Here is an 11,707-nt window from a genome sequence, read left to right as displayed (position 1 = left end):
GGAAATCCCCGACAGGCACAAAAGGGACGACGCGGCACGCCAAACAAAAACCCAAGACGCCGCCCCACCTTGTGGGCTAGAATAGACCCGCGCGACAATTCCACCCGGAAGGTGACTGACCCTATGCACGCACAGCCCATCGTCATTGTCGGCGGCGGCGTGGCCGGCCTGGCCTGCGCCCTGAGCCTGACCGAAGCCGGCCGGCCCTGCCTGGTCCTGGAACGCGAACCCGAGGTCGGCGGGCTTTTGCGCTCGGTGGCCCTGGACGGCGTGGTCTTCGACCTCGGCCCCCACGTCCTTTTTCTCGACGCGCCCGGGCCGGGCGAGACGTTTTTGCGCGGCCTGCTCGCCGGCGCGCCGGTCATCCGCCGGCCCTTCGCCTTTTCCATTTTCGCCGCCGGCCGGCATTGGAAGTTCCCCAACCATTTAGATTTCTTCCGCTATCCCCTTCGCTACCAGATCGAAGCGCTGCGCGCCGCCCTCAAGCGCCGGGGCGCGCCGCCGCCCGAGCCCATCTCGGCCGCCCTGGAGTTGTCGGAAAAATGCGGCCCGGGCCTTTACGACCTGCTTTTCCGCGACCTGTTCGCCAAAAAGGCCCTGACCCCGCCCGAAGCCCTGCACCACCACTGGCTGGCCCGGGTGGACCGCACCATCGACAACGACAAGGAACCCTTCGTGCGCCGGGGCAAGGGGCAGGCCGTGCTGGCCGCCCTGTCCCGCCTGCGCCAGCGCTACTGGTACCCGGCCGGCGGCATGGCCGATCTGGCGGCGAGCCTTCGCCGGCGCATCGAGGCGGCCGGCGGCGAGGTGGTCACGAACGTCTCGCACATCGGGCTTGTCCGCGACGGCGGGCGCATCGCCAAGGTGGTGGCCGACGGCCGGGAAATCACGCCGGCCCATGTGGTGTGGACCGCGCCGGCCAATGCGCTCCTGGACGCCCTGGACAGCGACGCCCCGCGCCTGCCCACCGTGACCATGCGCATGGTCATGCTCACCTACGCCAGAACGGAACGTGTGCCGCGCCCCTACGTCTACAGCTACCACCCCGATCCGGCCATGCAGGCCAACCGCATCTATTATCCGGAGTCGATCTTCGCCGAACGTGGCCCGGCCGACCGCGAGGGCCTGTGCCTGGAGGTCAACCTCGAAGACGCGACCGAACCGGAAGAAAAGACCCTGGCCCGGGGCGTGGCCGACGTGGCCCGGCTGGGGCTGTATCCGGCCCAGGCCCTGCGGGCTTCGAAGGTGGTCACTCTGCCGGCGGCCATGCCGGTCTATCCCCTGGATTACGAAGATCGCCTGGCCCGGGCCATGGCCCCGGTGCGCGACATCGCCAATCTCCACGCCGTGGGGCGGCAGGGCGGCTTCTATTTCTGCCTCACTCCGGCGGCGGCCTCCCAGGGGCTGAAAATGGCCGGCCATCTGCTGGGTCGCGCCCCGGCCAAGCCCGCGGCCCCGGGCAAGAAAAGCCTGCTGGACGCCGGATTGGCCACCAAGGGGGCCGGACCGGCCGAACGGCTCAAAATCCTCAAACGCCACGCCCAGGCCTTCGTGCGCCACGCCACGCCGGCAAGGTTGTGGAACTTCTTTGCGGCCGAGCGCAACCGGCTGCAAAAGCGGACCGTTCTCGACTCCATGCCCTACATCCTCAAGATCGAGACCACCAACATCTGCAACCTGCGTTGCGCCTATTGCTACGACGACCGCCGCGCCCCGCTGCCCGGCGAGCGCCCCTATGGGCGCATGACCTTCGAGCAATTCAGGAGCATCATCGACTCTTGCGGCAAGTGGTTGTTCAAGATCAACATGTACGGCTTCGGCGAGCCGTTTTTGTTTCCCGAGACCCTGGAGATGATCCGCTACGCGGCCGACCGCAATATCGGCGTGGGCGTGTCGTCCAACTGCAACCACCGCGACCCGGACCTGCCCCGGCGCATCGTGGCTTCCGGCCTGGAAGTGCTGATCTTCTCCTGCCACGGCGTGACCCAGGAGACGGCCGGCCGGTTCATGCGCGGCGGCAACGCCGATCTGGCCTTGGAAAATTTGAAGGCCATCATCGCGGCCCGCAAGGCGGCCGGCCGCAAAACGCCCTTTATCGACTGGCAGTACTGCGTGACGGGATTTAATGAACACGAGATCGAGCTGGCCCGGGAAACGGCGGCCAGGCTCGGCGTGGACCAGGTGCGGTTCATCCGACCCTTTTTCCCCGAAGACGCGCCCGACGCCTGGTTTTCGACCATGTTTCCACGCCAGACCCTGACCCACGAACACGAGGCCGCGCCGGGCTGCTCGTGGCTGTACCGCTCGGCCTACGTCAACTGGGACGGCGGACTCATCCCCTGCTGCCGCGACCCGCGCGACCCCAGCGTGGATTTCGGCAACGTCTTTGAAACACCCCTGCCGCAACTGTGGAACGGGGAAAAGTATCAAGCCGCCCGGGCGCTTCTGGCCGATCCAAGCCGACATGATCTGCGCAAAGGGATCGTGTGCGGCCGTTGTCCGGTGACGCGCCCCTGAGGGAGGGAGAGGCCTCCGGCGGCCGGGGGGGATCATCCCCCCCTGCCCCCCTCGACGGGGCAAAGGGGTGGTTCGCGTTAATTGGTGGACCTGACCCTAGGGTCCGTCAAAGCCCAGGGTCGCCCGACACTCTCCGGGGCAGGAAACGCCAAGGGGTGTCGTGCCCGGCGACAGCTCCAGGGCCGGCAGGCTGCGCGTGTCCAGGACCAGCCGTGCGGCCATGGGGTAGACTGGCGCGCTCCACAGCTGGCCCCCGTCGCCGGTCAGGCGAAACCGCACCCGCACCGTGCCCGTGAAGCCGCCAAGGTCGAGGGAAGCCCGGCGCATCACTCCCAGCCCGTCCCAGCGCCCCGAGCGGGTGCTCAGGAAAGCGTCCAGCAGCCGGTACTCGCCGTCTCCCAGGGCCACCTCGGCCACCGCCCCGTTTTTCCCTTCCGCATCGCCAAAAAGCCTCGGGAACCACGTCAATTCCAGCGATTTGGCCGGATAGCCGGTGGTTGCGGCATAGGCCACGAAACACGGCTTGGCGTCGGGGCAGGACAGGGCCGGATCGTTTTGCAGGCGCACGGTCGTGGCGCCGACGTCGGCCGCGCCCGGGTCGAACCCTTCGGCCGTAAAAAGCGGGGCCAGGACGGCTTCGCCCTCGCCGCCCGGCTGCAGAAAGGCGCGAAGACAGGCCGGGCCGGACAAGGGCAGCGGCACGGACGCGCCGCCAAGGGCCAGGATCGCGCCGCCGGGGTTGCCGGCCAGCGTCAGGCCTTCAGGCGAAAAGGCCTCCTGGCCGGCGTTGCCCAGGACCGCCGGCCGGCCGGGCGACAGGGCCACGGTCCAGGGACAGACGCTTCCCGACGGGTCGAGCACGTACTGCCCCGGATAGGCCGTGCCGGCCGGACACGGGGCCACCGGGGTGTTGGCGGCCAGCCGGGCAGCCCGCTGGGCCGCCCCGGCCCCGGGCAGACCGGGATCGCCGGACACCGTCAGGTGCGCCTCCAGCCGGGTAACGGCCACGGGCTCGCGCTCGAAGCCCGGACTCAGGATAAGGCGCACGGTCAGTGATTTGGACGGTGGCGGCGGCGCGGCCGGATCGTAAGGGATGAGCGAATCGGCGTCCGGACCGACCAGGACAAAGGCCCGGCCGGTGGGCGTGTCGTCGTCCGGATAATCCGTGATCCGGGCGTCCATGGCCAGTGAAGCCAGGACCACGGTCTGGCCGGGCAGCGGCGTGAACACGTAGGTGGCCTCCCCGGCCCGGCCACGGTCGGCCAGGACGAGGCCCTCGCCCGTGGCCCGGAGGTTTCGCGAGGCAGCCATTTCGCCAAAGGCCGTGTCCGGCCGGAAACCGGCCGAAAAGGCGACGGGCGGCAGATTCGGGGAAGCATTTATCAGGGGCAGGCGGTGGACGCCCACCCCGGCCAGGACGGCGACGGGCGTCGCGGTCTCGGGCAAGGGCCGGGCCGAGGCGTCGCCGCTGGTCGGGACCAGGACCAGGGCCTCCCGGGCAGACCGGCCGTCCGGCCCGCCGTGGGGCAGGGACGGCAGGAACCGGCCGGGCAGATACCAGCGCGTAAAGGCCTCGAAATAGGGCCGCGTCCAGGGATCGGACTCGCGCCACAAGATCAGGGCCGCCCGGGGCGCAGCGGCCTCGTCCAGGGCGGCGGCCAGGGTTTTCAAACGGCTGTCGTCGCGGCGATAAAAAAACGGCGCGGCCGGGATATTGGGCGCGGCCAGCCCCAGGCCGAGCAGCAACGCCAGGATATGGACCGCCCGGCGAGCCGACAGCCGGGCCAGCAGCACCGAGACCCCAAGCCCGGCCGCCAGCAGGGCGGCGAACAGGCAGGGCAGCACGTAGCGCACCTGGAAATGGTGAGCCGTGGTGGCCCGGCCCCAGGCCAGGCCAAAGACGCAGACGAAAAGCAGGCCGACAAGGACCGCCCCGCGCCGGCGGGCGGGGTCGACCAGACCCAGAAGGAGTCCGGCCAGGGCCGGGCCGGCCAGTAGCCAAGGATAGGCCGGGCGGCCCAGAAAGGCGGCGTAGTGGCTGGCGAACGCGGCAAAGGCCGCTTCCAGGGACGCGCCAAGCGACGCCAGATGGGGTGCGCCCGCGCCAAGCAGATACTGGCGCAGACCCGACGTCGCCAGCCACCACGGGGCAAAGGCCACAAGGATCAGGGAGCAGGCCACGACTAGGCCGGCCAGGGTGCGGCGACGCGGCGGGGCCTCGTCGCCCTCGGGCCAGGCCAGGGTCAGCCCCGTGGCCAGGACAGCGAAGGCCAGAAACCCGGCGGACAGATACGAGGTGTAAAAGGCCGCCGCGCCAAACCAGCCGACCATGAGCCAGTCCCGACGGTGACCGCCGGACAGCGCCCGCAGCAAAAACAGCGACGCCCCAAGGAAAAAGAAACCGAACAGGGCATACAGCCGCACCTGCTGGCTGACGTCCACGTGGTACAGGCATCCCGCCAAGGCCGCGCCGGCGAAAAGGCCGCAGGCCGTGCCGCCAAGCCGGCGGCCGATGAGGAACAGCAAAGGCGCGCAGGCCGCGCCGGCCAGGGCCGACGGCAGGCGGGCGAAAAAGTCGCTGTGGCCGAAAAACCAGAGCATCAGGTGGACGACGACGTAGTGCAGCGGCGGCTGGAAATCGATAAACGGCGGATACTGCCAGGCCGCCCCGGCCACCACGTCGGCCACCGAGGGCTCCATGGCCCGCATCAGCGTGGTCAGCTCATCGTAAAAGGCGACAGACGGCCCGCCCAGTTCGTGCAGACGCGGGGCCAGGGCCAGCAGAAACAGGAGAAACGGCCAGGGACGGCGCAGGTTTTCGGTAAGATGTTTCACGGCCAAGGGGTCTATCACGCCGGGCCAGGAGTGCAAGAGGCCCGTGCGTCGGCCCGGCTCTGGACTGGCCGGCCCAGGCCAGAGCCGGGCGACATGGTGGCCATCTGCGGCGCAAACGGCCTTTTGGAGCGTGGCCCCCGGGCGAACCGGGCCTAGGCCGTCGGCGCGGCCGCCCGCTTGTGCCGCGCCCGGCGCAGCAGGTCGGCCCACACGTCGCGGGGGGAGGGTTCGTCGTCCGGCGCGCCCACCAGCACGAGCCGGGGCGCGCGGCCGGCGGCGGCGGCCAGATCGGCCGTGGCCCGGGCCACGGCGGCGGCGTCATCGACCCAAGGACGCAGACAGGCCAGCACGGCGTCGGCGTGGCGGGCCAGGGAGCAGGCGTCGCCGCTGGCTCCGGCCGGCGCGGTCGCCACCAGCACGACGTCAAACCGCCGCCCCAAGCCGTCCAGCAGCCCGGCCACGGCCGGCGCATCCAGCAGCCCCTCGGCCGCTTCCGGCGACAGGGCTCCCTGGCCGGCAGGCAGGGCAAACAGCCCGGACTCGGGGCCGGGCAGGATCACGGCGTCACGAAAAACCTTGCCGGCCACGGCCTCGGCCAGCCCCGGGCCAAGCGGCAGCCCGAGGCGGGCATGGAGGCTTGGCCGGGTGAGATCGGCGTCCACCAGGACCACGGAGCGGCCCGACCGGGCCAGGGCCGCCCCCAGCTCCAAGGCCACGTCCATGGCCTGGGTCGGGCCGGGCAGGGCGTCGGCGACGACCAGCACCTTGGGCGGCCGGCCGCTTACGGGAAAAAGCGCGTCGCGAAGCCGCCGCACCGCCTGGGCCCGGGGGAGTCCGGACCGCCGGGGCAACGTCCCGGCCACGGGCGCGCCCAGGACGGCCGCGCCGGCCGGGCTGAGGGAGGAATCAAGGTAGGCGGCCAGCAGGGCGGCGGTCAGCGCCAGAAACCCGCCCAGCACAATGCCCAGGGCCAGCATGAGCGAGAGTTTGGGGCGCATGTAGTCGTCGAGGCGCCCCGGGGGCGTGGCCGCCTCCACCAGATGGGCGATGGACAGGTCGAGGGCCTGTCCGGCCACGGCCGCCCGGTGGAGCTGGTTCAAATTGCTGAGAAACAGTTCGCCGGCCGCCACCCGGACCTTGAGCAGGGCCTCGGCCGCCGCCCGCTCGGGGAAGGCCATGATGCGGCCCTCCAGGGCGTCGAGGAGGGAGCCGTAGGCGGCGTCCTGGCTCTCCAGGCCGGCGGCCTGGGCGGTGTATTCGGCCGCCCGTTCGTTTAAGAAGGTAAACGTCGGGTCGGTGGAGATGGTCTCGGAGCCGAAAACCTTCTGGGCCTCGCCTTTTATCAGGCGCTTGGCCTCCTCGATCTTGCCCTCGATTTCCTTGACCTGGGGATGCTCTGCGGTCATGCGCGTCTTGGCCACGGCCAGATCCATGTAAAGGTCGCGCAGGGTGAGCTTCAAGGAATCGATCAGGCTCGAACGCTGGATGGATTCGCCGGATTTGCGGAATTCCGGGCGCTTGGCCATCTGCCCCTTGACGTTGGCCAACATCCCCTGGGCCTTGAGCAGGAGCAGCCGGTTGGAGTCGCGTTCGTTGCTGAGGCTGTAAAAGCGCTCCACCAGTTTTTCGCCCTCGGCGGTGAGGTCCACGATCTTTTCGCGCTGGCGCAGCTTGCCCAGTTCGGCCAGGGCCTTTTCGTAATCCTCGCGGGCGCGCGGCAGTTCGGCGGCGGCGGCGGCGGCCAGTTCCCGACACTCGCCGTGGCGCATGTCCGCCTCCCGGGCCATGAACGACCGGGCGGCGGCGTTGGCCAGGGCCATGGCCAGCTCCATGGACTCGGCCGAGCTGGAAAACTCCAGGATGTCGGCGTCGTCCATCATGGCTGCCTTGAGATAGGGCCGGGGGAAGAGGATGTGGACGATGGATTTGTTGGTGAGCTCCTCATAGGTCATGGGTCGGCGGCCGAAACGCGGCAGCCAGGTGTCCACGGCCCAGCGTACCAGCGGGACCATTTCCACGAGCTGGAGCGACTTGCGCTTGCGCGTCAGGTGCAGCTCGTCGAGCAGGGGCCTCAGGACCGGCACGATGGTGGCCAGGTCCTCGTAGGTGGCGCGTTCGGCGTCAGTAAGCGAAGCCGACCCCATCATGGCCGAGTCGAGGTTGACGCGCGACAGCAGGCTGGCCTTGGTGGAGGAGTGGTAGAGATAGACCTTGGCCGAGGCCACGTACTGGGTCTCGCACACAAGCGTCAGCAGCGTCAGGCCGCCGGCCACCAGGCCGAACACCAGCAGCATGAGGCGGCGGCGACGCCACAGCAGGGCAAGGAGCAGGCGCAGTTCCATATCACTGCACCGTGGTCACGCCGCCCTGGCGATTGCTTAAATATTCTCCGGCCACGGGCTGGCTTTGCTGGATGACCGTGTTGACCTGGTTGACCGGCCCCTGGGACAGGTCGTTTATGGCGTCGCGCAGCTGCGGCAGGAAGATGACCAGGCGCTCGGCATTGATGAAGGCGTTGACCACGGCGTTTAGGTGGCCCAGGAACTCGTCGATGTTGGCCCAGGTGCTCTTGGGCACGTAGAGCACGTCGCCGCCTTCCAGATAGCGGTCGAAGCCGGCCGTGCCCTTGCCAAGGCCGGTCCCGAGCTTCATATCCAGGATGTAGGCCTGGGGCTTGTCGGTATCCATGCCCCGGAACAGCACCACCGTGCTCTTGCCGGCGTTGTCGGTGAAGCCGCCGGCCCGGGCGATGGCCTCGAACAGCACGATGTCGTGGTCCACGGACACCACGCCCTGGGACTTGACCTCGCCCAGGACCAGGGCAGTCTGGCTGCGCAGGCTCTGGGCCGTCACCGTCACCTGGGGATCGACGAGGTATTTGGCGTAAGCCCGGGTGAGGTCGGCGCGCAGTTCCGACACGCTGCGCCCGCCGGCCGTGACCTCGCCGGCCAGGGGCAGCTGGATGCGCCCGGCTTCGTCCACCCGCACGGCGGTCTTGAGGTCGTCGTGGCGCCACACGGCCACGAGCAACTCGTCGCCGTAGCCCAGAACAGCCCGCCGGGCCGGGGCGGCGGCCGAGGCGGCGGCAGGATTTTTCGAGGAGGAAGCGGCCGGCGGCGGGGCCGTGGGCCGGGCACAGGAGACGAGCATCCACGCCGCGGCCAACAACATAAGCGGGGCGAGGGATCGCGGGAGGGCGCAGGCGGGCATGGCAGTCCTTTCGCTTTGGATCAGGGTCTCGCCCAATTACGGGATTTCGGACCCGGCGGCAAGACGGACCCGCCGCGTTGTGGTCCGGGATGATCTGGTGTAAGGGGAGGCCGCGTTCGGGCACGTCGTCTCGCCTGGGCGCTGGCGCGGTCGCGCCGCAATCCGAAACCGCCTGCAGGCATGGCATGACAGATATGAAAACCCTCTTCGGACTGGCCGCGGCGCTGCTTCTGGCGGCGGCCCTTCCGGCCTCGGCCGAGACCATCTCCTTCCAGGGCAAGGCCTACTGCCCCATCCGCTACGACATCAACTGGCCCTTTTCCGCCAAATCCAAGAAGGCCCCGACCCAAGGCAGCGGCATCACAGCCAACGTCTACGAGATGCCCAAGGAAGCCGTCGAGGAAAAATCCGCCGCCGATCTGGGCTCGGACATGCGCCGGCTGCGGATCATCTCGGCTCCGGTCCAGATCGGCCAACACGTGGTGGAAGACCAAGTGCTCATCACCTATGAGTTGCCCCTGGAAAACCTCATGGCCGAAAAGCAGCTCGTGTCGCGGGCCGAACTCAACGGCCTGGAACACGCCATGAGCGTCGTGCAGTTCCAACTTGCCACGATCCAAAACCGCCAGCGAGAGCTGGAAAACATGGCCGGCAACCAGGCCGTGGCCGTCAACGAGGTCGCCAACAACGCCCGCGACATCGAAAACCTGCTTTTGCAACGCGACTTTCTTGAAGAAAAACTGGAACTGGCCCGCCAGCGCTACGACAACAGCGTCCTGCTCAGCCAGTCCAAATTCGGCAAGGAAGTGGACCTCAAAAACCTGCCTCGCCGGGGTTACGTGCGCGCCCCCGGCGACGGCTACATCCTGTGGCTCAACTCCAGCCTCGTGCCCGGCATGGCCTTTTCCAAACAGGCTCCCCTGGTCACCATCGGCAAACTCGATCCCATCATCGTGCGGGCCTCGGTGCACGAAATCGCCATGCAGAAGCTCAAGGCCGGCGACCCCGCCACCGTGATCTTCAACGCCTGGCCCGGCGAAAAATTCCAGACCACTATCAGCAAGGTGGACTACGTGGCCCAGCCGGCCATGTTGCAGCAACCGTCCTTTTATCTCATCGAACTGACCCTGCCCAACCCCGACCTGCGCATCAAGGAAGGCATGCGCTGCGACGTCGTGGTCGATCTGCATTAAGCGGCCCGCCATGCAGCACATCGTTCTGGCTCTGGCTTTAAACGGCCTGATCTTCGCCGGCGCGGGCCTTGGCCCCATGGCCCTGCTGGCCCCGCGCCTGGGCGCCCTGGCCGTCCTGGCCCTGGCTCCGGCGGCGGGCTACGCCCTCTATTCCACGGCCCTGACTTGGTGGCTGCTCCAGGAAGGCACGGCCGGCGAGGCCGCCTGGCCCCTGGCCGGGCTGCTTCTGGCCGTCTCGGCCGCCTGCCTGGCGGCCTGCCGTGCCACCATCGGCCCGCGCCTGGCCGCCGTATCCGGCAAACGGCTTCTCGCTGGCCTGGCCGGTCTGGTCCTGTGCCTGGGCTTTTTGCTGTCCCCCCTGGCCGTCGGCAAGAAAGGCTATGACGTCTTTCGCGGCAACGCCTCGGATTCCTTCATTTATATGTTCATTGCCCGGTACTTCGACGAACACCCCCGGGCCTGGGCCTTCGAGCAGACCCCCGAGGCCGTGGAAGCGGCCGGCCCCATGCTGGTGCCGGCCCAGTCCATGCTGAGCATCCGCTGGACCTCCGGGGCCATGCTCACGGCCGCTGCCCGCCTGGGCGGTCTTGGCATCGTCGAATACCAGTACGCTTTTACGCTCACGAGCTTTGTGCTGCTTTTTGCCGCCCTGCTCCCCTTCCTGGCCGCCATGGGCCTGTCCGCCCCGGCCGCCAGCCTGTCGGCCCTGGCCCTGTCCACCGGTTATTACGCCCAGATGGTCCTGGATATCCGGGCATTTTCCCAGATCAACGTCCTGCCCCTGGTGGCGCTTCTCGCCCTGGCCCTGTCCCTGCCCGCCCCGGCCGGGCGGCGGGAAACCCTGGGCCGGCTGGTGCTTCTGGCCGGCTGCTACCTGGCCGCCTTTGTCAATTACACGGAAATATTCCCCATGATCGTCGGGGCCTCGGCCAGCTATCTGGTGCTGCGCCGGGCCCTGGGCCGGCTGCCCCGGGCCGAGTGCGCCGTCCACGTCGCCGGGTTTCTCATCGGCATGGCCGCCACCTGGCCGGTGCGGTTTCTCTGGGGCCACATGCTGGCCCAGATCCAGTTCACCCAGGGCGCGCCCCAGCTGTGGAGCGAGGCCTATTTCAGCTGGCTGTACCACAACCTGCCCTCGGGCCTGTTCGGCCTGCCGCTTTTGGAATACGGCTTCTCCCGTCTGCCGGGCTGGGGCTTTTGCGATCTGCCGGGCTGGCTGGTCTCGGTCCTGGGGCTTGGCCTGTGCGCCCTGTTCGCCCTTGGCGGACTGCGGGCCGCCGCCGACCCCGACCGCCGTGCGCCACTGTGCGCCTTGACCTTTTCCCTGGCCTCCCTGGCCGCCTTTGCCCTTTTCTGGCTGCGCGGCGCGCCCTGGGTGGCCGGCAAGGGGCTGTCCTATTTCTATCCCATGACCGCCGCCGTGGCCCTCTATGCCGCCCTGGCCCGGCCGGCCGGCAAACCGGCCCTGCCCCGGCCGGTCGCTATGGCCGCCGTGGTCCTGGCCGGCGTCTTCTTGGCCGGCCAACTCGTGGCCGCCGGCCTGCGTCCGGCCTATGCCGCCCTGAACATCGACTACCCCCGGTACGTACGCAACCACGGCCGCTACCGGGTCATCGACGGCAACATCGCCGGTCTGAAGGACGCCCTGGCCCGGGCCGGGGCCAGGCAACTGGCCGTGTGCTCGGCCGATCCCTGGAAATGGAGCTTCCTTGGGCTGTCCCTGGACGGCCCCTTCCAGGTGGTCGCGCCGTTAGCCCTGGCCGCCCCGGACGGCCCCGGCGCGGCCGAGGTTTTCGTGGCCCTGGACCGCGCCCCCGGCGGCCCGCCGCCGGAACTGGCCGGCTACCGGCTGGCCGAAAACGCCACCTCCGTCCTGTACCGGATGCCCCGAGAGGTTTGGGCCGGCCTCCTCTCCACCCTCACCTGCAACACCACGCCGTATTAGCGCACAC

6 protein-coding genes are annotated in these 11,707 nt (G+C 69.0%); 3 read left to right on the top strand and 3 right to left on the bottom strand.

The window, feature by feature from the left end:
- Nucleotides 1-123 precede the first annotated feature (123 nt).
- Nucleotides 124-2,517, top strand: a complete 2,394-nt coding sequence (locus DMR_RS01275; RefSeq protein ID WP_012749869.1) for an FAD-dependent oxidoreductase — start codon at nt 124-126, stop codon at nt 2,515-2,517.
- A 96-nt stretch (nt 2,518-2,613) separates the two neighbouring features.
- Here DMR_RS01275 and DMR_RS01270 read toward each other — a convergent pair whose 3' ends face one another.
- The 3 genes from DMR_RS01270 to DMR_RS01260 form a co-directional block, all read right to left on the bottom strand.
- Nucleotides 2,614-5,352: a glycosyltransferase family 39 protein gene (locus DMR_RS01270; RefSeq protein ID WP_232502859.1), complete on the bottom strand. Its 2,739-nt coding sequence runs from the start codon at nt 5,350-5,352 to the stop codon at nt 2,614-2,616.
- Between the two features lie 152 nt (nt 5,353-5,504).
- Nucleotides 5,505-7,694, bottom strand: a complete 2,190-nt coding sequence (locus tag DMR_RS01265) for a tyrosine-protein kinase domain-containing protein (protein ID WP_012749867.1) — start codon at nt 7,692-7,694, stop codon at nt 5,505-5,507.
- A 1-nt stretch (nt 7,695) separates the two neighbouring features.
- Entirely contained in the window at nt 7,696-8,502 is an 807-nt protein-coding gene (locus DMR_RS01260; RefSeq protein ID WP_232502858.1) for a polysaccharide biosynthesis/export family protein, read from the bottom strand.
- Between the two features lie 245 nt (nt 8,503-8,747).
- Here DMR_RS01260 and DMR_RS01255 point away from each other — a divergent pair, with 245 nt between their 5' ends.
- Together DMR_RS01255 and DMR_RS01250 are read left to right on the top strand one after the other, a co-directional pair.
- Complete coding sequence (locus tag DMR_RS01255) at nt 8,748-9,755, top strand: efflux RND transporter periplasmic adaptor subunit (RefSeq protein ID WP_043599820.1); 1,008 nt, start codon at nt 8,748-8,750, stop codon at nt 9,753-9,755.
- A 10-nt stretch (nt 9,756-9,765) separates the two neighbouring features.
- Nucleotides 9,766-11,700, top strand: coding sequence for a hypothetical protein (locus DMR_RS01250; protein ID WP_012749864.1), 1,935 nt, complete (start codon nt 9,766-9,768; stop codon nt 11,698-11,700).
- The last annotated feature ends 7 nt before the right edge of the window (nt 11,701-11,707 follow it).

The organism is Solidesulfovibrio magneticus RS-1 (assembly GCF_000010665.1).
GTDB classification, from domain to species: domain Bacteria; phylum Desulfobacterota; class Desulfovibrionia; order Desulfovibrionales; family Desulfovibrionaceae; genus Solidesulfovibrio; species Solidesulfovibrio magneticus.
The sequence above is the reverse complement of the archived record's forward strand: the minus strand, read 5'-3'. Positions and strand labels throughout refer to the sequence as shown.